Here is a 21,930-nt window from a genome sequence, read left to right on the forward strand (position 1 = left end):
TAGTGGAGAAAATGATTGATCCATTTCATCAAATTTATTGATTTAATTTTAATTGAGGCAGCCCATAGAAAAACTGATGGAATTGGCCAATAAAACTACGATGTGCTGACAGTCAGCCTCTTTGTGATCAGGTTGTATAAGCGTAATTTCCTAATGGTTCAAGTATATAGTCAGACGCCAAGTCCCATAGATTTTATCTATCGAAAAAATATTCGTATACAGCAAAATTTTGGTAAATTCGCTTATCAACTCAACATATAAAACAAAACCCAATATGGACAACAATTCACATCAAGACGGAAAGGTCTACGACATGAACACAAGCAGTGGCAAATGCCCATTTTCCGGTGGGGCTATGAAACAGTCCGCTGGAGGTGGTACCCGAAACCGGGATTGGTGGCCCAATCAATTGAGGGTAAACATCCTCCGTCAAAATTCCTCCTTATCCAATCCCATGGGTGAGGATTTCAATTATGCCGAGCAATTTAAAAACCTGGATTATGAAGGACTTAAAAGGGACTTACATGAGCTAATGACTGATTCACAGGACTGGTGGCCGGCGGATTTTGGACATTACGGCGGACTTTTTATCCGGATGGCTTGGCACAGTGCAGGTACCTATAGAATCGGAGATGGCCGGGGCGGAGCCGGAGCGGGACAGCAAAGGTTTGCGCCGCTTAACAGCTGGCCGGACAATGCCAGTTTGGATAAAGCACGCAGGTTACTGTGGCCAATCAAACAAAAATACGGCAGTAAGATTTCCTGGTCGGATCTTATGATTTTGGCAGGTAATGTAGCCCTTGAGTCCATGGGCTTTAAAACTTTTGGGTTTGGAGGTGGACGAGAGGATACCTGGGAGCCTGAAGAGGATGTCTATTGGGGCTCAGAAACGGAATGGTTAGGTGATAAGCGGTATTCAGGCGAGCGGGATTTGGAAGACCCACTGGCAGCAGTGGTGATGGGATTGATTTATGTCAATCCAGAAGGGCCGAATGGAAATGGTGACCCAATATCTGCAGCGGTTGACATCAGGGAAACATTTGCTCGCATGGCCATGAACGATGAGGAAACAGTGGCACTTATCGCAGGGGGGCATTCATTTGGAAAGACCCATGGAGCAGCTGACCCGAGTCAATTTATTGGATCGGAGCCTGAAGGAGCATCCATTGAGGAACAAGGTTTTGGATGGAAAAACTCCTTTGGTACCGGTAAAGGTCCAGATACCATCACAGGTGGTCCTGAGGTAATATGGACCAAAACACCTACCCAATGGAGCAACAATTTCTTTGAAAATCTTTTTGCATTTGATTGGGAGTTGACCAAGAGTCCTGCAGGTGCCAAGCAATGGGTAGCCAAAGATGCTGAGGCTTTTATTCCCGATGCGTATGATCCAGACAAAAAACACAAACCTACCATGTTGACGACGGATCTCTCTTTGAGGCTAGATCCTGAATATGAAAAAATTTCCAGACGTTTTCTCGAAAATCCCGATGAATTTGCTGATGCTTTTGCCAAAGCATGGTTCAAGTTGACCCACAGGGATATGGGACCAAAAGCCCGGTATTTGGGACCTGAGGTACCTGAAGAGGATATGATTTGGCAAGACCCCGTTCCCGCGGTTGATCATCAATTGGTAGATGAAAATGACATTACCAATTTAAAATCCAAGGTACTTGAGTCTGGGTTGACCATAAGTGAGTTGGTGTCGACCGCATGGGCTTCTGCCTCCACCTTCCGAGGTTCTGACAAAAGAGGAGGGGCAAATGGTGCCAGAATACAGTTGGAGCCAATGAAAAACTGGAAAGTGAACAATCCAGAGCAATTGGCCAAAGTACTTGATGTCTTAAGAGGGATCAAGGATGAATTCGATGGCGCTCATGGAGGAAACAAGAAAATATCACTGGCTGACCTGATTGTATTGGCAGGTTGTGCAGGTGTGGAGAAAGCTATCAAAAACGCAGGGCTTGACATAAAGGTACCCTTTACCCCAGGAAGGACAGATGCTACCCAAGAACAAACAGAGGTCGATTCGTTTGCCTACCTTGAGCCAGCTGCAGATGGTTTTAGAAACTACCGAAGAACGGAGTTCAAGATTTTGACTGAGGATTTGTTGATCGATAAAGCCCAGCTACTGACCTTAACAGCACCTGAACTGACTGTTTTGGTGGGTGGAATGCGGGTACTGGGTACCAATTATGATGGTTCCAAGCATGGAATTTTCACAGAAAAACCTGGTTCACTGACCAATGACTTTTTTGTCAATCTCCTTGATATAGGTACCATCTGGCAGCCTACCAATGATGCTAAGGAGATTTTCGTGGGTAGTGATCGAGATTCAGGAGATATCAAATGGACCGGTACCCGAGCCGATTTGATATTTGGTTCCAATTCAGAACTCAGGGCCTTAGCCGAAGTTTACGGAAGCCAAGACAGCCAAACTAAATTTGTGAAGGATTTTGTAAAAGCTTGGGATAAGGTAATGAATTTGGATCGATTTGATTTGAATTGATTTTAAGTTGATTTGATAGTGGAAAAGGGTGGTCCGTTTATGGGCCATCCTTTTTTTTGCCCATTCCATTGGAAAGTATCCTTGGATGCATGTAGAGACTTTTTTGAATAATCAGCCTTGGGGAAGGTTTTTTAAATCCAATCGATAATTCAACTTCAGTTACTCTCTTGGGCATACAGCCAATTGATCGAATTCAAAAGGTACGATTTATTTCATATGATTGAGGTGCACGCCCAGCCCAAGGCCAACATGCCATCTCCCGTCTTGGGTAGCGGATTTAGGATTGTAATACAACGGAATTTGGATGGCATAAATCTTATACCCATAAGTAAATCCAATACCAAGATTTGGAGTGATAAAACTGTTTTTGGGTGTAGAATTGTCTTGCTTGAACCGGAGTGAGGGAAGCATGCCAAGCACATACTTTGAATGGCCTTTGGTCATGTTTGCATTGGGTCCCGTGAAATTCAAAAATCCCCCTTGGTCCACATAGCCGGTCATGATGAAGCCATCGTAAGCTCTGATTTTAATTTTGCCGTCTTCTTGGCAATAACTTGTGAAAGAAAGGAAAAACATAAAAATCAAGAGCAGTGGTGGTTTGATTAATTGCATAAAAACAGTATTAGAGGCTACTTTTGAGTTAAAGAAGTTTTGTTAAACATATACAATTTGGTCAAATTGCCTAAGTAATGACTAACCATTTGGTCTTCAATTGACTGTGAAAGAAATGGTTACCAGAGTTGTAAATACCATTTCAAATAATAGACGAGTTCTCGTTTTCATCATCTACAAATTCCAAAATTTCACCAGGTTGACAATCCAAAGCTTTGCAAATTGCCTCTAGGGTACTGAACCGAATGGCTTTTGCTTTGCCTGTCTTTAGTATGGATAAGTTGGATAAAGTCAATTCAACCTTTGCCGAAAGCTCATTCAAGGAAATTTTCCGCTTGGCCATCATCACATCCAAATTAACGATTATTGGCATCTTTATACGGTTAGTTCATTTTCGGATTGGATGGCTATGCCTCTTTTGAACACCTGAGCGATGACAAATATTACCCCTCCCAATAAAAGAAATTCACCAACCGAACCCAAATAATCATGCATATCGGAAAAGATCACGCCTCGTTTGGATAACCACCTTACAAAGGCATTGGATATTATCAAAAAAATCCCGATCTCAAAGGCCACATAACTGATGCTAGATATCAGACGGTATACTTCCTGACTGAAAGGATGGGTGAGATTTATTTTTGAAAAAAATCTAGTCACCAGATAAAAAATATAGGCCTTCCTTCCCGTGACATAAACAAGTATGGAGACCAAGCAGACATAGTACCATAAGTGATAATTGTGTAAGGCAGAAAGATCCAACCCTAAAAAAAGGTCTGAACCACCCGCTGGATTAACAAACAAACTGACCAGAAATGAAATAAGGATGGACCCGGTCTTGATACAAAGACCAATAAATATTATCCAAGAAATGACATGCATGATTTGCCAACCAACTTTATTGTTTTCTTCCATTTTTTTATAGTTTAAATATCGAACCAAATTTCAATAAAAATTTATTGATAAACAATAAAAATTTAATTTCTATCAAAAAAAAAAATTAAACAGTTTTATGGCTTGTTAAATTTGGAATTTAATCCAAAAAAAACAGAAAGCTTCTAAGCTTACAGCCTGAAGCATGAAGAAACAAAAAAACCCAAGGCATTGCCTAGGGTTTTTTAGTAATTGTTTCAAACTTTTATGGTTTGTCAAAAAGTTTAAAAACAGATTGCTTTCAAAATGAAAGGCTTGGAAATAAGTCTTATTTTAAGACAATTGGCTCACAAATTTGTGGTGGTTCCAATCTACCTTTATGTCTTTAATTTTATCTTCGTCAGTGAACTGGAAAATAAAAATATGTTCAGAATAAAAACGCTTGCCTTTAGCTTCAAGTCCGGCAAAGTTTTTCTTTTGGGTTCCAAAAATATCCACATTGCAAGTCACGGTATTCTCTTTTTCCAGGTAAACCAGATCTATAACCGTATTATCCAGATCAGGAAAGGCATCCATCAAAGCAGTCCAGACCCCTTTGCCGATTTCATGGATCTTTCCTTCATAATCACGGCCGAGAGGTACAAATGAAACGATTCCCAGAGCGTCACACAAGTTCATCATCCGGTCAAGTTCCATTTCCTGATAAGCGGAGAAAAACTCTAAACAAATCCCCTTTCTGAGTGCTGCCACATGGCTTTCCTGCATTGATTTTGAGATAGTTTTCATAAGATATTTTTTTTAGTTTTTTGATTAAATTTTTAAATACTTCAATTTTCACTAGTAGCGCAAGGTCAGCAGAGGAAGCGGATTTAGTTTGCAACCATTAATTTCTCACCTGTAGCTGAAGGCAAATATTCATCTTTATCTCAATTGTAATTTCAGTATTAAATTTCGCTTGCGCAATACAGTGTGTTTTGATTTAACCCTCTAATAGCCAACCTACATACACGATTTTCCATTCGCCATTGTGTTTTTCCAGTATTCTTGTTTCTCTGCTCAAGCCTGGCATATCCATGGTAGGGTCACCGGTATCTTCACCATATTGGTCAAATGTCAGCCAAGCCACATCATGGAAAATACGGAGATTGATATTGGCTCTCCTGACGTCAGTGGCAGTTGGATTCTCAGCTGGACTGTTCTCCATATGGCTTTTGGTTCTTTTGCACCTTTCTTCCCAGCCTTCTACCACAGTCACTCCGCCTGCTGCCCACCATCCCAAGGTTCTGATATAGTCCTCATGGACCCATAAGTCAGCATATGCATCGAAATCCTTTTTCCAAAAAGCGGCGGATTCATTTTCAATGACTTGCATAATTTGCTGTTTTTCCTGTTCAAAGTCCACCTTGTACACGAACTTGGGTCCATCAATACTTGTTTTTGTGGTCTGAAAACCTGACAAGGCAAAATAAATGAATGCTCCCAAAAGGAGCCAAGGATTGTTGACGATACTGTCTAATTTTAATTTTTTCATGATGTAAATAAAAATTGGTTGATAAATTTTAATCACGATTTCAGCGCGTATGTAAATTCACTTGCTGAAATCCATTGACCAAAATTATCCGTTTGACATGCGATTTACTTGTAAAAATGCGTACGGGTTTATTTTTCCACGAAGCGGATCAATTCCCGGTGATTTTGGTAGTATTCTGAAGGGTTCATTTGATTGAAAGCCTTGAAGTCTTTGGCCAGATGAGACTGGTCATGGAATCCGTTTTCAAAAACGATATCCTGCCAGTCCACTTTTTGGTTGTGGACTATCTTGTTGGAGAGGTATCCAAACCTTTTGATTCGGGCATACAACTTTGGTGTGATCCCTACTTTTTCCTGAAATTTCTTTTCAAGGTATCTTCGACTGATTTTGAATCTAGACAAAACCTCATCGATGGTCAACATCCCATTTTTTTGATCAATAAAATCTATGGTTTCATCAATGATGGTGAGGTTTTTCCTTGCCCTGTCTACATAAGATACCAGAAAGTCCTCCAATATTTTGGTTCTAGCCTCGGTAGAAATGGTATGGTTGATTTCATGGTGAAGGTTGTTGCCAGATTGACCTAAAAAATCTCCGATGGCCAGACGTTTGTTGACCATTTCTGCCATATGCAGTCCAAAAAAATTATGAAGCGCATTGGCTTTCAGCACAATGCCAATCATTCCGATGCTACCCTGCAATTCCAAATGATAATTTCCGGTAAATTGACCAGAAGCAAAAGCCAAAGGAACCTGCTCCTTTAGCTCCTCTTGAATATAAGCCCAATATGGATTTTTATAGTTGAAGACCATTGCATTGAAGCCAGAAGGGGGACTTTGTACCACTAGTTTTTCATCCGTTTCTCCTTCCCAAACAAACAGGCACTCCACGTATGGATCCAAATCTGAAACCGGCTGAAATTTTTTGTACAACATGATCCAAAATCGAAGAAACCGCCAAAATTAAGGACTGGTTTATACCTATCTAATTGATTTATAGGGGTTAATTTAATAAAAAAAAATAGATTAGGAGGGCTGTTCTATCAATTAAATGTGGTTTGCCTCGTTTTGAACAGGATTCGAATTATAAAGTGGGTTTGGCTAAATCCCCAGTAATTTTTTCATACAAATGAGTGATGATACCTTACAAACTTGTTAGGTTTAAGTATATTTAAAATGGTTATCCGCTTCTTTGCCACTAACCCTATATTCTTCTTCAAACGGGCTGGAAGTCCGAAGTCTGACGTACCGGACATTTCAATTTGCTGGCGAGAATTGTCTTGAATTACCATTTTGCTGGCATCACGCTGTGCATACACAATATTTAAATTGACATACCAATCAGATTTCAAGTTTTATTCTTCTATAGAATTTATGAGAAAAATTAGCCTTGCTGTTCTTTGTATCCTCCTCCTTAGCGGTCACGAGTTATTTTTGAAAACTGACAGTTACTTTTTGACTCCTCAAAAGGAAAATTTACTCTATCTTTTCAATGGTACTTTTGACCTTAGCGAAAATACCATTTCTCGTGACAGAATTGTTAATGCACAGATCCATGGTCCAGATTTTTACCATGAACCTTCAGATAAGGATTATTATGATGATGGGGACATCACTTTTTTACGTTGGAAAACGGGTGCAAGCGGGAGCTATGTTGCTGGAATCTCCACCCTTCCACGGACACTTGAAATGAGTCCAGAGGATTTTTTGGCGTATTTGGAACATGAAGGATTAACTGGCCTTATTGCTGAGCGTAAGGAAAAAGGGCTCTCTGAAAAGTCTGCCAAAGAAAAATACTCCAAGCACGTCAAAGCGCTTTTGCAGGTGGGTAAACAAACTTCAGTTGACTATAGCAAAGTCTTGGGTTATCCTATCGAGTTTGTCCCTCTGAATAATCCATATGCGACCAAGAAAGGAGAAGTTCATAGCTTTCAGTTGTTCTGGAAAGGGAAACCGCTTACAGATCAGGTGGTTCATTATGCCTACAAGGTAGGGGAGAGGGATACCGAGGGGGAAAAGTCCACCCTCACAAATGAAGAAGGTATTGTCCACCTCCAAGCAGAACAAAAAGGGAAATGGTACCTGGCCACCATCTTTATTGAGGAGAGTGCAGAAGCTGAACTTGACTATGAATCAAACTGGGCTACCCTTACTTTTGAGGTGAGGTAATCAAATCCCATTCACCGGTGCTGGTCAAATAGCAAAACATTGCCATCAGGATCGGTTACCATAAAGCTCCCTGGCCCAGTGGTGCTTTCGTCCACTTCCGGATTGACGGGTATGCCATTGTCTTTTAGGTGCTGTTGAATTTCCCTTATGTCAACGAAATGATCTATATTCTGGGCATTTTGGTCCCAACCGGGATTAAAAGTCAGAATATTCCCCTCAAACATCCCATAGAACAAGCCGATGACACTGTTTTCATTTTTCATGATGAGGTAATTTTGCGAAATGTCACCTGCAAAGGATGTGAAGCCTAGTTTTTCATAAAATGCTTTTGAAGTGTTAAGGTCCTTAACACTGAGGCTTACAGAAAATGCTCCTATTTTCATCGTCGTGTTATTTTGTTTATCTGAATGAAGGTTACGTGGATTGATTTCGACTTCCTCTAATTCGGTGCCGATGGATTGAAGGTAGAAACCTAATCCAAATGACAAAATAAGGCCTAGAATTATAAATGCTGACTTTTTCATGTTGTGGGTTTTCAATTTTTATACTTTATCCTTTATTTCTTGGTCAGAGATCGAAATCAAGTCTGTTTTTTTCTATTTAGGGAATCCAAAAATGATACATGTTTTATTTCGATGGCCTCGCTCGGCCGTTAAACCCGGGAATCAACCAACTGATTTCCATTGAACAATCCATTTTCACTTTATCCTTTTACGCTTATTCTTTAAACCTACATTTGCGTTAGGATTCCCTGCAGGTAAAGTTAAACTTCAATAATCCATAAATGAAAATGCCAACTAGGATTCCTGTTTGATTCGCTCCTTAATTCGATCTGACAACCGTAAGGCAAAAGCTACCAGGGTCAAAGTTGGGTTTGGCGCTCCTGATGTTACATAACAGCCAGAACCAGCCACGTGCAGATTATTTATTCCATGAACTTGGCAGTGGATATCCACAACTCCTTTATTTGGACTCGCGCCCATTCTTGTTGTACCCATATGGTGCCATCCTCCATTGGTCGACTTTGGAAAGCTATCATCGCTCTCGTCAATAAGAAAATCATTCAATTTAACCCGAGCGATTCCGGCTTTTCCCACCTCCTTGGCCATGATCTGATTGATCCTGCGAAGACTTCTCTTGTCCAATGGCGAAAGCTCCCAGTTCAAATTTGCAAGAGGAACACCGAACGCATCTTTCTTTTCACTAAGCGTAATACGAGAATTGGGGTTGGGGGATTGCTCCATTCTGGTTTGGAAAGTGAAGGCCCTCATGATGGCCCCTTGATTATGGGCTTTCGCTTTTTCTTCGGCCTCATCCCAACTCTTGAAAATGTTATCCACAGATTCTCTGGGATCTTCGTTTTGCCACACATCTATCCTTGGGGTGACATGCCTTGCATAGGCAGTAGGTGAAAGTCCACAAGTTCCATTAAGAATTTTTTCATTGCGAAGGACTTCTTTTCGAAGTGCCAGCTCATTCCAGAACATCAATTGCTGGTTGAAATGATTCAATTCGGTGGGAAAGGGTTTTAACAACCACATTTCAGCGGTGTCCACTTCCAAATGTTCCATAAAAAACCTACCCACTAGGTCATGGTCATTTCCAAGGCCATTTTTCGCCTGTCTATTGGATGCTAGAAGCATACGGGCATTTTGTATCGCCCCCATGGCCAGTATATAATGTTTCGCACGAACTTTAAGGGTATTATTGGATCTGTTATTTATCTCGACTTCCTGTACCGAATTAACTGGTTCATTCCCCTTTATGTCCACCAAAGTGGCATAGGTATAAAGTTGAATATTTGGCGCTTTGATAATGAGGTCTTGGTAAGCTTGTTTTAGGCCACCATTCCAACCTGATACTTTACTAAGTTGCCATACCTTGTTCCAAATTACATTCTCGTCCAGCGGAAAAGGATTCAGATTGGGCCATTGCTCTTGCCAAAACCCTAAATCATAATTGTAGGGCCCAAGTTTTAAAGGGAAATGGGCCTGCTCATAATAGGGCTCTAGGTCCTTTTTTGAAATTGGCCATTCACTATTGGGCACCCAGTCCCTTTTTTCAAAATCGATTTCATCAAATGGGGAGCACATTCCTGCCCAGTGACCTGAGGTACCTCCAAATTGAGCCAGACGGGTGGATCGAAGTGGAAAGTAACGCTGACCCGTAGCATCACCAGAAAGCATATCTTGAACACTGTCGTCGTATTCAAAACCGCCAGCCTCTAATAAAATAACTTTGTAAGGGGTATTCATCCAGTCCAATGCTATGCTTAAGCCCGCAGGACCTGTTCCAATAATGCATATATCCCCTTCAATGATGTTATTCGCTGACAGTTTTCTGGCATCTATGTGCATGTCCCTAAGCTTTGGTTTGATTCATTATATAATGAAGTGCACACTGCCTAGCTTCGGTTTTTGAAAGCACCCAACCATCAATGGTCACCAGGTTTCCATTGAAAAAATCCGATTGGGTCAGTGCTAGCAATTTGTCCTTAGATTGGCTGGCAGAATCTGAAAAGAGCGCTTTGGCAAGAGATCGCTCCCTGCTCTCCTCCGGAAATTTCGCAGCGTATTTGGCACCGATATCTGAAATGCTTTCTTCATCCCAAATGAGAGAAAGAAATTGGGGAAAAATAGATTCCTTGTCATAGTCAGGAATGTCAAAATAAACCTGATTAACAAAAGGGACAGAAACGGCAACTACTCCTGCTGAGACAAGCAGCATAAAATTACGCCTTTTCATAGAGATAGCAGGTTTGGTTGAGGAAAAACTCGTGAAGAAATTTACTGAAGAATTAAATAAAAACCAAATTTTTAAAACCTAGATGCTACACCTAACTACCACTGAATCAGTGAGAAAAGGATTAAGTTCTTTGCAATGCCATTTGACATTCAAACCGTTTTATTAAAACAACAGCATTTTTAGCCTCAATTCATACCATTGAGTGAATTAAGCCTTTAAAAAGCTTATCCTGAAAGAAGTAATAACTCGTTTTGTTGGTAAATGGCAGTTCCACTTTTATGTGGTGTTCTCCTCCACCATAGAAAAATAATCGATCTTTGGTTTTACACCAATTCGTTGACTCGATGCTTTGAAATTTTCAAACATTTGAATGTCTCTCAGGGAGTCTTGCTTATCTTCATTTTCGCTTTTGTACCGACTTTTCCTGATGCTAAAAATAACAGTTCAATCATTAGGTTGACCAATTGGAATGGCCAATTGAACATCGCTCCATTCAAAATAAACGGTAGCACCATTATCTGGTCCAGCTTCTATCCGCGTAGTAAATTGTTCCACAGGCACGTCTAGAGTAGTAACGGGAACTTCAGTAATTAATACATCTTTGCTGTATTCTGGTTCCCAAGCGCCCCATTTTCCCAATTCTGTATTTACGCCAATGCGGAAAGTAGTTTGACCGGGAATGGCATACAATCTATAAGTCCCAGCTGCTAAAGGCTCCCCGTTGAAAGTAATATCTTTATTGACTGTCATTTCAGTGGCTTCGTTGGCTCCCAATCGCCAATAGGTACCATAAGGCTGAATGGCACCACTTTCTTCTGTTCCAAAAATCACCCGTTCTCTGACAGATGGGCGACTGTAGTTGATTTCCACTTTTAAGTCATTTACCTCTAACTCAGCTTTACCTGCCGGGCTTAATGTTCGGCTGCGGTAATTCATATAAGCAAATACCAAAATGAGCAACAAAACAATTGCTCCTAAACCAATCAGAACCTTTTTTAACATATGGATAGCGAGTTTAAATCGAAATAGAAATTAGGGATTAAATGGTTGGTTTAAAAGTGTTTGGAGATTTAAATTTAAAAAGAGAGATTGGGATGTTTCATTCACGGATGATTCCTTGAATTTTTAAATGCTGAAGAAGCATAATGGTTTTTCCGTCTTTTATCTCACCCGTTTGTATCATTTCATAGGCAGCTTGGAATGGCAATTCCATGACTTCGATATTTTCCTGTTCCTCCAATAGTCCGCCTCCAGCACCGATTTTCATGTCGTCTGAATATTCGGCAATGAAAAAATAGAGGATTTCAGTAACTGACCCAGGGGACATATAGGCTTCAAACACTTTTTGAATAGAACTTACTCGATACCCCGTTTCCTCCTCAGTCTCTTTCCTGATGCAGTCCTCCGGATTGTCTCTGTCCAGTAAACCTGCACAGGTTTCTATTAGGAGTCCGGATTGGTTTCCATTAAGAAAGGTAGGAAGCCTAAATTGCTTTGTCAGGATTACGGTTTTTTTTGACTTGTTATAAAGCAGAATGGTAGCACCGTTTCCACGATCATAGGCCTCTCTGGAATGGGTGACCCAGTGCCCATTGTTCAACTGGAAGTCGTAAGTCACTTTATCCAACCGATACCAATGGTCAGAAAGTAGCTCTTTTTTAAGGTTTTTGACGCGTTGGTTAGGCATGTGGAATTTCATCAATATGGTAGTAGACCTTTAATCCTCTTTCAATGGCTATTTTAACATCTTGATCAGCTCCCTTGGATTCACCGGGAATTCTCAATATCCCATCACATTTTTCGAGAATGCTATGAGCGACAGGATATTGGATTTCATTCCAAATATCATCGCCCGGCTTTTGTGACCCAGCAAGTTTCATCAAAGGCAAAGCCACCCATTCCCCAATAATGGGAACATGTCCTTTTTTAAAAATGGGTAGAGCCATCGCTTCGAGGTTGTCAAGGTTGCGAGAGATGAGCTTTGGGTCATCATTGGTTCCACTTCGATATGGGCCGGCAATTAGAATCAGCATAAGTTTTTTTTTCTAAAACTAAGAACTACCTCTTCCAATAAAAATAAGATATCTTAAGAAATGTTGAGCAATCCTGAATCAATTCTTATTCCCTCGGATTGAACTGAGAAACTCCGGCGTGATGCCAAGGTAAGAAGCTGTTTGCTTAAGCGTGACTTTATGGGCTATTTGGGGGTATTTTTTGGTGAATTGATCATATCTGTCTTTTGCGGGTAAAGATAGGTTTTCGATGGTTCTTAGCTGCTCCCTGCAATAGGCATTTTGCATTAATATTCTGAAAAATTTATTGAACGCTGGTATGTCTTCATAAAGTTTATCCAGATTTTCTTTAGACAGTGTTAAAACGCTACAATTTTCAACCGCCTGAATATTGACCATAGCCGGGAGTCCATTTAGGAAAGTATACATGTCAGTAATCCACCAGTCTTTCACGGCAAACATCACTGTGGATTCTTTTCCATCGGGATTACAATAATAGGCCCTCAATATTCCAGCATTGACGAAATTTATATGGTTGCAAAGATCTCCTTGCCGAAGAATAAATTCATTCTTGGCTAGATGTGCCTCCTCCAAAAAACCCAGAAAATGCGCTTTTTCTTCTTCGTTCAGGGAGATGTATTTGCAGATGTTTGAAAATATTAATTCTGTGTTCACGATAAATCAATTTAACATGGAAACAGTTTTACACAGTTTGAATGTGACATTACTTTACTCAGGGTTCGCTGGGCTCGACCCATTACACTTAATTCTGAAGCAAATTGATCTAGACCGCTTTTTTTTAATTCTGATCACTTTCCTTCTTGCCTTCTTCAATTTTTTCTTCAACCTCCGCCTCTTCCTCTGCATCTGTTTCCTCCAAACCTTCTGTGTTGTCCTCATCAGGTTCATAATTTAAAGCGATTAAAATTGGAAAATGGTCAGAACCTATGTCTTCCAATTTCTCAAGATTTAGCAGTCCAAATTCCTTTGAGTAAAAAATATGGTCCAAAGGATACCTAAGCAAAGGCACATAAACGCTGTAGGTGTTGAACAAACCCCTTCCTTCCCGAGGATCAACCAGTTCACTGTATTTTCTGAAAAGCCTCGAAGTACCAGACCAGCCGACATCATTCAAGTCGCCTGCTACAATCGTGGGATTTCCTGTTTCTTTAATTTTCTTGCCTATGATCAGCAATTCCGTATCTCTTTCATAGGTATCGGTACCCGGCTTAGGCGGTTCAGGGTGGACACCATAAAAATCAATGATGCTACCTGATGGCAGGATGATCTTGGTATAAATGGAGGGCACATCATCCCTCACCAAAAAGTTAACAGTACCTTCATTCAGCGGGAATTTTGACAATAGCATCATTCCGTAGGTATTGTCTAGGGGATAATTGATGGAGTAGGGGTAATCCTCGTCAAGCTTGCCGATAGCGTCAGCCCAAACCTGATCAGGTTCTGTAATCAGGAGAAGGTCAGGATCATGTTTTTTAACGAGGGAAAGAAAACTTTCTTTGTCATCATTTTCCATTCGTACATTTGAAACCAGAAGGGTCAGGCTGTTATCTACTGACTGTTTATTGCTATCCTTTGCCTGAGTTTTGTAAAGGGGACTGTAAATCACTACGAACTGAATCTGATATATCAGTGCGCTTGCCAGAATCAGCAACAGAGGTAATTTGAATTTCCATTTGAAGTCCACATAAAAATAGGCGAGAATTAATGCCAGCAAAGTTAAAACAGCAATCTGAAACCTTGGAAAATCAAATATTCTAATCCACCAAGCTGCCGTGTTGATTAAAGGCAAACCTGTGGCCAATAGTACTACAATACAAAACACAAGCGTAAATTTCCGCATTTGACTAGAATAAAATTTTGAAATAGGCTATCATTTTTAATCAATTTTTTTAAAAGTTAACGATGACCAAACCTATAAAGTGAGCCTTCAATTAAAATTAATGATTCCTAGTTGGTGAATAAGGTTCAAGTTAAGTAAAATAAGCTTTTGAGAGGATTTTTGTGGACTCGAAAATTTTCTTTTTTCAGCCTTATTGGGTTCGGTCTACTTCGCAGATGAAAGAAAGTTTTTACTTTTAGATCCCATCGAGCTTATCTTTGATGGATCAAATCTTTAACAATTACCATTTATAAATGCTTTTCTATAATTGTTTAAAAATTATTAATGTGAAGTTTACAATTGTCTTAGTTTGTGGTTTTGACCAAGGCTGATTCGGATTTGGAAGATCAGTAGTAAAGAACGAACGAATATAATGAGAACACCGCCTCAAGAAAATGAAAAAATCCAACCATATAGTTATGGCAAAGGAATTTTCTGGATACTGGTATTTGTCATCCTCAGCTTAGTTCCCATTGGAATTTCATTACTTGGAGATGTTCCTGATGCAAGAGACTTTTGGATGGAATTTGGAGTTGCTTTGGGATTTCTCGGATTGGGAATCATGGGAAGTCAATTTATTTTTACTGGCAGGCTGTCCCGTGTCGCACCAACGTTCGGGCCCGACAATATTTTTCATTTCCATAAAACGTTGGGTATCGTAGGGTTTGTTTTTATTCTCGCTCATCCAGTGATTTTAATTCTCAACAATTCAGAATTTATCAATTACTACAATCCTGTGGTCAACTTACCTAGGGCTGTAGCACTTTCTGTCGTTACTGTGGCCATTACGTTTTTGATCCTTACCAGTCTATGGAGGGTTTCTTTCGGCTTGAGCTACGAAAAGTGGCGTCTCCTTCACGGAATTTTGGCATTGTTAGTGGTTTTTATCGGTGTTGCTCATGCGGTACAGGTAAGCCATTATTTGGACCCTTTATGGAAGAAGGCACTTCTGTCCACGGCTCTTGCGGGCTGCGGTTATTTTGTCATCCATACCCGATTGATCCGCCCTTGGTTTAATAAAAAAATGCCTTACGAAATCATGGAAGTTCAATCAGAAAGGCATGATAGTTATACCTTAGTGATGAAGCCTCGTCATGGACCGAAAATGCAATTTATCAGCGGTCAGTTTGCATGGATTACCATCAATGAGACCCCATTTTCACTTCAGCAACATCCTTTTACCTTCAGTTCGAGCCCTGACAGCGATTTCATCTCATTCACCTCCAAAGAATCGGGCGATTTTACTGAGACATGGAAGAATATAAAACCCGGTACCACCGCCTATCTGGAGGGACCTTTTGGGTCATTTACCCTTATGCCAACTGGTAATATTTTCATGGTGATGGGAGGAATTGGCGTTACTCCAGGAATTAGCATGCTTAGAACCCTAAAATCACGCAATGATCAAAGAGCGGTAACGCTGATTTATGGTAGTAATGATTACGAAAATATTGTCTTTCGGGAAGAACTGGATTTGCTGGAAAATGATCTGAATCTCAATTTAGTACATCTTCTGATGGAACCGCATGAAGATTGGTCTGGAGAGTCCGGGGAAGTCGATAAAGCACTATTGGAGAAATATTTGCCCGAAGATAAAGATGCTTGTAATTATTACCTATGCGGGCCAGGGCCTATGATGGACATTACTGAATTGAACCTCAGAGAATTAGGTGTTGACTGGCGACTTATTTATAGCGAAAGATTCAAAATTGTATGAAAAATGTGCATAAGAAGTTTTACACGTTGGTAAAAGGAATAGGATATCTGCTTGGCTTGTTTTTTATTGTGATTGCAGTGCTTTTTGGGTTGAGATAACTTTTATGTAGGATGACTAAGATGATGGATTTTTGATTTGGGATAAACTTGTACATGTAGCAGAGGTCAATGGCTGTATCTATTTTCTAGATATTTTCATCATCTGTTTTCCGCCTTTCTGGAATTCATAATCAACATATTCAATACCTATCGAAAAATCTTTCTGAAAAAACGCCAGGATACCATCCACTACCTCAGATTTTACGGCATTTAAATTAAGGATTGGAAATATGCGGATCTCTTTGCAAATCCTCAACATTTCCGAAATGGATTGAAGGTGGAAATCCAAACCAAGTTGGGAATACAAAATCAGAAAATGAGAGCTTAATCCAAGGTCAAATGATAAATCGGGATACTGAGTTGGATTCGGCATTTCGTGTGGAATGTATCGGTTTTGCCTTTTGCCCAACTCAAAATCTTCCAAAAACTTAGTCATGGCATCCATTCGAACACGTTCTAAATCATAAACGCTTTTGATTTTCGTCCACGTGAAATTTTCCTGATTTTGCTTGGTCTGCTTTAGAATTTCATCTTTTGTTTTCGAAATCCTTAGTTTCAATTCATCTTTGGAAAATTGATAAATTGGGTCCAAGGAAATAACCTTTCGTTTACGTTTTGTCATTTCAAAGTTAAAGCTGGATGGACCATCTCCAAAACTTATGATTTGCTGGCTCAAATCGGACAAAGTCAAGCCAAACATACTTCTGTATTCGTCAAAATTTCTACCCCAAGGAACAACGCTATTTAATTCAAAGGACATAAAATCCAATATTTTATGAAGGAGATTTTAGCTTTCGATATCTTTTCCTTCAGTGGCAATAAGAATGATTATCAGTAAAACTTCATACAAGCTATCAAATCCTTTACGTTTACCGTAGCAATATTGGAGGAAATATCAGACATCGCATAAGGAATAACAAGCATGTTGTAATGGATCAATGCGCCACATGAATAAACCACGTTAGGGACGTATCCTTCGCGTTCCTCTTCGTTGGGAGTGAGCAGGGGTTCCTCGAGCCGTGCAATAATTTTAGTTGGGTCTTCAAGGTCAAGCAGAATCGCACCGATGCAATACTGTCTCATCGCCCCTACGCCATGGGTAAGGACAAGCCAACCTTCAGTAAGTTCAATCGGGGAACCACAGTTTCCAATTTGAAAAAATTCCCAGGGCATCGCTGGTTCCTGAAGCATAATCGCTTCATCCCAGAAATGAAGGTGATCAGAAAACATGATATAATTGTTCTCCCCATCCACTCGGGCCAACATGACATATTTGCCATTTATTTTCCGTGGGAAAAGAGCCATGCCTTTATTTTGCGCCGCATTGCCGTTTAAGGTAATGATTTCAAAATTAACAAAATCTTTGGTTACCAGTAATTGCGGCAGAATGCAAACTCCGTTGTATGCTGTATAGGTGGCATAATAAATCACTTTGCCATCATCATAGAAAAATTTAACAAACCTTGCATCCTCTATTCCTCTGCTCTCATTCTCAGATATTGGAAAAATCACATGTTCTGAAATATCATGATGTGGATCAAATTTGATAAAGTAATTGGAATCCGCAAGCCAATAGATATTTTTTATCGCTTCGGCATCAATGGAATTTTCGGCATTTATTTGAAGTGCTACAATACAGGCTTTTAACTCTTCGAATGTGAACAAATTTGACAGTTTTGCAAATACCTTCCCACTTGTTTTGTTCCAGGCATTCATACTTTTGAGCTTGAGCTGGAATAAATGACTGTCGTAATACTGGTCATGTTGGATGATTGGGGTATCAACGAATTCACTTACTGGATTGATCAGAAATGTGCGGTCTGCTTTAATCACCCCGCTACGAAAAACGATGGAAGAAATATGTCCTTCTCCAGTAGCCCGGAGACTCATCACAAAACGGAGACAGCCCTCCGGAAGCCCTTCCTGATTGGGGTGTGGGACCATAGAGGGATTGAAAAGGGCCGCTGATTCAATGGAGTATTCCATGGTAAAAAATGCCCCTATCAACAGCTTTTGGGTGCTCGAAATGGCTTGATCACCTGTTATGTAAGGTGAAACCTTCCTGAAATTTTCCAAAAATATGCGATCTATGTTTTTATGTCGCTCTATAAAGTGGTGGTTAACCTGATAGAGCAAATCTTCAGCGCTATCTTCCGTCAGGTTGATTACCCGATCAATTATTCTGCGGATTCTTCCTATTTCAGGAATATGCGGTCGGGTGATCACCCTGGATGAATTCCTTAAGATTTTTGTTCTGTTTCTTTTAACCAATAACCTTTTCACTGTATTTCTTTCCATCTAAAATTCTTATCTATTCGTCTCAATATAGCTTCCAAAGGCAAAGCCTTTACCCATCAAACCTTCAACACATTGCTGTAGACTTTAAGGTAACCTGTTGTCATTTCCTCCCGGCTGAATTTTGATATGGCCCATTGTCTGCAATGCTTTCTTTCAACAGATTGTACATTGGCCACCGCTGCTGCAGCTTCTTCTATGGTATTTACCAGAAAACCTGTTTTCCCATCGACGATCAACTCGGGCATAGATCCCAGATTGAAGGCAATCACGGGTGTTCCGCACATCATCGCTTCGGCCACACTCAAACCGAAAGGCTCTTTAAAACTGATGGGATGTAACAACGCATAGGCTTCACCCATCAATTTATTCCTTTCCAAGGGTCCAGAATTGCCGACAAAAACAACATCATCATTATTGATAAAGGGTTTTACCTTATTGTCAAAATATTCCTGATCCTGAATTAAACCGGAAATAATCAACTGTCTACCTGCTTGTTTGGCAATTTTAATTGACTCGAAGGTACCCTTTTCGGGGTGGATCCTTCCAAAATACAACAAATAGTTTTTTGGAATTTTCTGAAAGGTAAACTCATTTGGATTGAGCCCATTGTAAATGGTGGCTGAATAGTCAAGTTCAGGATGTCGGTCTGAGTTACTGATCGAAACGTAATAGGCATCCTTATTGTATTTTTTATAAACAGGAAGGATTTTGGACGAAGAAAAACCATGAATGGTGGTCACCATGGGTGTTTTGATCAATCTGGAGTAGGTGAGGGGAAGAAAATCGAAATGGTTGTGGATCAAATCAAATTGATCTGCCTGTTCCATCAAATGACTGATATGAAGGCTTTCCCACACTTTGGGGTCAGTGGCTGCGTCTTCGGCATATCCTGAATCAGTCACACTTTGAAGCTTTCCGTTGGTAATGGAATTTCCAGTAGCAAATAAGGTGACATCAATATTCTTTTCTACCAACCCCTCTGTAAGGTTTGATGCTACCTGCTCCCATGGCCCGTATTTTTCAGGCGGGGTTCTCCAGGCAATAGGGGATAGCATGGCTACTTTCATAGGGTTGTAATTAAAACAATAAACTTATATCTACTGGTATCCCAGGGCTGCAATCTAATGCCGTTCATCCGGTAAATAGGTTTTCTTATGCTAAATCTTTTTCCTCGTAAGCTTCAAACGCCTGTAATACGATCAAATGGGAAATTAAATAAGCCAGACAGCTTTCCGCGCCCTGATTGCGGTTGATGCTGTAGCTATCAAAGCCATCACAACATCCCTTGGTATCAAAATCGAACAAACTCATTCTGAGGTCATTTTCACCAAGAAACCACATGAAACACGAGAAAAGTTTGGTAAGGTAAGCTTGGTCTTTGGTAAGCCGAAAGGCCTGTTGGTACATCAAAATCATGGCCATCGCATCTATGGGTTGCTGCGCAAACATAGAGCGTTTTCCACCTTTTTTATACCAATTTTCATTTCCTATAATTGAAAGGTAACCGTCCTTAAGGGTAACTTCAGTCAGAAAATCCATGCTCTCCATGGCCACCTCGGTAATCTTGTCTTCATTTAGAATCTCCGCTGCGTGTAAAAGTGCCAGCGGCAATATGCCATTGTCGTACGCCAATAAGCTTTCGAACCACTTCCAATTTTCGGTCCGGTTGGCTTCATAGTGAGACAACAATTTGCCGGCAAGGTTCCTGAGCCTTTCGGTCATGGCATTGTCTGTTGGATTGGCTTTTAAATAATAACTGATCCCCAGCATGGTGTTCGCAATGGCCCTTATCGACTGTAATTTTTCAAAATTTGGTGAGGCATCAAAAAAAACAAGTTTTCCGGTTTGGTAATACGCATCATTCGGAGCATTGCCCAAAAGGTAGCCCAGTGCCCAAATGGCCCTTCCAAAGGAATCTTCGGATCCCACCTCATCAAGAAATTGGCGGCTGAAACTAAGAAAATTTCTGAATGTTCCATCTTCATTTTGCATGTAATGGATATAACTCAGGTATATGGGGGCAAGGTTGAGGGTGGATTTATCTTTTGTTTCCCGATATGCCATCAAGACCATAAGCAAAGCTCTTGCATTGTCATCAAGGCAATATCCTTCTTTCAGGTTGGGTATTCCAAATTTTGCATGCTGGATGATTCCTGTGTCATCCGTAAGGCGCTTGATGTGGTCCAACGAAAATGTGGGCAAAAGCAAGGGATCTATTAAGGTTTCGGATTGGGATATGACTTCAGGTTTTGTGTTCAGCGTATCTTTTACAAGGTCCAGGTATTTTTCCCCGGATTTGGACCAAGTGATGGTTTTTCCATATTCACTGGCTTTTTTCCGGAGGCTTTTTAATGCATCCGGATCATCCAATAATTCCATCAATATGTCCGAAAGCCCTTCCGAATCATTAAAATCAAACAATCTTCCCCTACCTTCGTCTAACAGCTCTGCGGCATGCCAATAGGGGGTAGAGATCACTGCTGAACCTACACCCACGGCATAGGACAGCGTGCCACTGGTGATTTGCGCCTCATTGAGATAAGGTGTGATATAAATGTCAGAGGCGGATAAATATTTAAACAGTTCCTTTTGGTCAATGAACTCATTCAAGAAAATAACATGATTCCCTAATTTCAGGGTTTTGACCAAAAGATGCAGGTAATTTCTGTATTCTTCCCCTGAGTGGTAAAGGACGTTGGGATGGGTCTTTCCCAAAACCATATACACCACCTCAGGGTGTTTTTCGATGACTTTCGGCAAGGCCTTTATGACGGTTTCTATTCCCTTATTGCGACTGAGAATGCCAAAAGTGAGCAGGAATTTTTTGTTTTCGAGTTTAAATTGCTTTTTACATTGTTCCTGGTTATACAAAATTTCAGGCACGCCGTGTTCTATCAGTTCAATTTTCTCTTTTTCCACTCCATAGACCTGGGTCAGAAATTCTATGGCTTTATGGCTCATCACCACAATTTTGTGGGCCATTTTGCAGATTTGTTTTAAAACCGCTTTTTCGTTGTAAGTGGGGTTTTTCAAAACCGTATGCAGGGTGACGATTAATGGGATTTTTAACCGGTGGAGCAGAGGAAGAATGTACATGCCATTCTGCCCCCCGAAAATACCAAACTCATGCTCGAGGATGCATACATCAGCCCCACTCAAGTTGATGAATTTCACCGCTTTCAAATAATCGCGCTGGTGCTCCTGTCTGATGGAAAATTTTACTTCCTTGGGATATTGATAAGTCAAATCATGGTCATTCATGGCCACCACAAATCCTTCCACTTGATCCTCCTTTTCCAAATCATCAAAATCAAAAAGAGATGAATTGCTTACCATTGATTTAAATAGGTCATTGGTAAAAACACCAATGCCACATTCCCGGGGAGGGTAAGTACCTATAAATACAAGTTTCATAGTTTGCTTAAATATCTGTTCAAATAAAACATCCTGTTAAAATCCCTATCTCA

The 21,930-nt window shown here is 40.4% G+C and carries 21 protein-coding genes; 3 read left to right on the plus strand and 18 right to left on the minus strand.

Annotated elements, in window-relative coordinates:
* The first annotated feature begins 274 nt into the window (after positions 1-274).
* Entirely contained in the window at positions 275-2,509 is a 2,235-nt protein-coding gene (gene katG / locus H1A14_RS02225; RefSeq protein WP_194774560.1) for a catalase/peroxidase HPI, read from the plus strand.
* Between the two features lie 207 nt (positions 2,510-2,716).
* Here the strand turns inward: katG and H1A14_RS02230 are convergent, their stop codons facing one another.
* From H1A14_RS02230 to H1A14_RS02255, 6 genes are all read right to left on the minus strand, one after another.
* Entirely contained in the window at positions 2,717-3,121 is a 405-nt protein-coding gene (locus tag H1A14_RS02230; RefSeq protein ID WP_194774561.1) for a hypothetical protein, read from the minus strand.
* A gap of 142 nt (positions 3,122-3,263) precedes the next feature.
* Entirely contained in the window at positions 3,264-3,494 is a 231-nt protein-coding gene (locus H1A14_RS02235) for a helix-turn-helix domain-containing protein (protein ID WP_194774562.1), read from the minus strand.
* A gap of 2 nt (positions 3,495-3,496) precedes the next feature.
* Entirely contained in the window at positions 3,497-4,036 is a 540-nt protein-coding gene (locus H1A14_RS02240) for a DUF2975 domain-containing protein (protein WP_194774563.1), read from the minus strand.
* Between the two features lie 291 nt (positions 4,037-4,327).
* On the minus strand, positions 4,328-4,780 hold the full coding sequence (locus H1A14_RS02245; RefSeq protein WP_194774564.1) for an ester cyclase: 453 nt from the start codon (positions 4,778-4,780) through the stop codon (positions 4,328-4,330).
* Positions 4,781-4,973: 193 nt separating this feature from the next.
* Positions 4,974-5,525, minus strand: coding sequence for a YybH family protein (locus H1A14_RS02250; protein ID WP_194774565.1), 552 nt, complete (start codon positions 5,523-5,525; stop codon positions 4,974-4,976).
* A gap of 128 nt (positions 5,526-5,653) precedes the next feature.
* Entirely contained in the window at positions 5,654-6,460 is an 807-nt protein-coding gene (locus H1A14_RS02255) for a helix-turn-helix domain-containing protein (protein ID WP_194774566.1), read from the minus strand.
* Between the two features lie 438 nt (positions 6,461-6,898).
* Here H1A14_RS02255 and H1A14_RS02260 point away from each other — a divergent pair, with 438 nt between their 5' ends.
* On the plus strand, positions 6,899-7,693 hold the full coding sequence (locus H1A14_RS02260; RefSeq protein ID WP_194774567.1) for a DUF4198 domain-containing protein: 795 nt from the start codon (positions 6,899-6,901) through the stop codon (positions 7,691-7,693).
* An 11-nt stretch (positions 7,694-7,704) separates the two neighbouring features.
* On the opposite strand, the gene H1A14_RS02265 is transcribed toward H1A14_RS02260, so the two are convergent.
* From H1A14_RS02265 to H1A14_RS02300, 8 genes are all read right to left on the minus strand, one after another.
* Positions 7,705-8,217 carry a VOC family protein gene (locus H1A14_RS02265; protein WP_317174842.1) on the minus strand — a complete coding sequence of 171 codons (513 nt, stop codon included), beginning with the start codon at positions 8,215-8,217 and terminating at the stop codon, positions 7,705-7,707.
* Positions 8,218-8,490: 273 nt separating this feature from the next.
* Complete coding sequence (locus H1A14_RS02270; RefSeq protein ID WP_194774568.1) at positions 8,491-10,050, minus strand: GMC oxidoreductase; 1,560 nt, start codon at positions 10,048-10,050, stop codon at positions 8,491-8,493.
* A gap of 4 nt (positions 10,051-10,054) precedes the next feature.
* Positions 10,055-10,438 carry a hypothetical protein gene (locus H1A14_RS02275; RefSeq protein ID WP_194774569.1) on the minus strand — a complete coding sequence of 128 codons (384 nt, stop codon included), beginning with the start codon at positions 10,436-10,438 and terminating at the stop codon, positions 10,055-10,057.
* A gap of 444 nt (positions 10,439-10,882) precedes the next feature.
* Entirely contained in the window at positions 10,883-11,440 is a 558-nt protein-coding gene (locus H1A14_RS02280; protein ID WP_194774570.1) for a DUF2911 domain-containing protein, read from the minus strand.
* Positions 11,441-11,537: 97 nt separating this feature from the next.
* Entirely contained in the window at positions 11,538-12,125 is a 588-nt protein-coding gene (gene nudK, locus H1A14_RS02285) for a GDP-mannose pyrophosphatase NudK (RefSeq protein WP_194774571.1), read from the minus strand.
* Positions 12,118-12,471, minus strand: coding sequence for a DUF4406 domain-containing protein (locus H1A14_RS02290; protein WP_194774572.1), 354 nt, complete (start codon positions 12,469-12,471; stop codon positions 12,118-12,120). The genes nudK and H1A14_RS02290 overlap by 8 nt, the downstream gene beginning before the upstream one ends.
* A gap of 78 nt (positions 12,472-12,549) precedes the next feature.
* The gene (locus H1A14_RS02295) at positions 12,550-13,125 is read right to left on the minus strand and encodes a Crp/Fnr family transcriptional regulator (RefSeq protein WP_194774573.1); all 576 of its coding nucleotides are present in this window, start codon (positions 13,123-13,125) and stop codon (positions 12,550-12,552) included.
* A 124-nt stretch (positions 13,126-13,249) separates the two neighbouring features.
* Complete coding sequence (locus H1A14_RS02300) at positions 13,250-14,311, minus strand: endonuclease/exonuclease/phosphatase family protein (RefSeq protein WP_194774574.1); 1,062 nt, start codon at positions 14,309-14,311, stop codon at positions 13,250-13,252.
* 412 nt (positions 14,312-14,723) lie between these two features.
* On the opposite strand from H1A14_RS02300, the gene H1A14_RS02305 reads away from it, so the two are divergent.
* Positions 14,724-16,067: a ferredoxin reductase family protein gene (locus H1A14_RS02305; protein WP_194774575.1), complete on the plus strand. Its 1,344-nt coding sequence runs from the start codon at positions 14,724-14,726 to the stop codon at positions 16,065-16,067.
* Positions 16,068-16,244: 177 nt separating this feature from the next.
* Here the strand turns inward: H1A14_RS02305 and H1A14_RS02310 are convergent, their stop codons facing one another.
* The 4 genes from H1A14_RS02310 to H1A14_RS02325 all read right to left on the minus strand — a co-directional run bounded on the left by H1A14_RS02310 (position 16,245) and on the right by H1A14_RS02325 (position 21,877).
* Positions 16,245-16,925 carry an SAM-dependent methyltransferase gene (locus H1A14_RS02310; protein WP_194774576.1) on the minus strand — a complete coding sequence of 227 codons (681 nt, stop codon included), beginning with the start codon at positions 16,923-16,925 and terminating at the stop codon, positions 16,245-16,247.
* Positions 16,926-16,996: 71 nt separating this feature from the next.
* The gene (locus tag H1A14_RS02315; RefSeq protein WP_194774577.1) at positions 16,997-18,463 is read right to left on the minus strand and encodes a glycoside hydrolase family 130 protein; all 1,467 of its coding nucleotides are present in this window, start codon (positions 18,461-18,463) and stop codon (positions 16,997-16,999) included.
* A 56-nt stretch (positions 18,464-18,519) separates the two neighbouring features.
* Positions 18,520-19,530, minus strand: coding sequence for a glycosyltransferase family 4 protein (locus H1A14_RS02320; RefSeq protein WP_194774578.1), 1,011 nt, complete (start codon positions 19,528-19,530; stop codon positions 18,520-18,522).
* 85 nt (positions 19,531-19,615) lie between these two features.
* Positions 19,616-21,877, minus strand: a complete 2,262-nt coding sequence (locus tag H1A14_RS02325; protein WP_194774579.1) for a glycosyltransferase family 4 protein — start codon at positions 21,875-21,877, stop codon at positions 19,616-19,618.
* Positions 21,878-21,930 lie beyond the last annotated feature (53 nt).

Origin of the sequence: Pararhodonellum marinum (genome assembly GCF_015354735.1) — a bacterium.
Classification (GTDB): domain Bacteria; phylum Bacteroidota; class Bacteroidia; order Cytophagales; family Cyclobacteriaceae; genus Pararhodonellum; species Pararhodonellum marinum.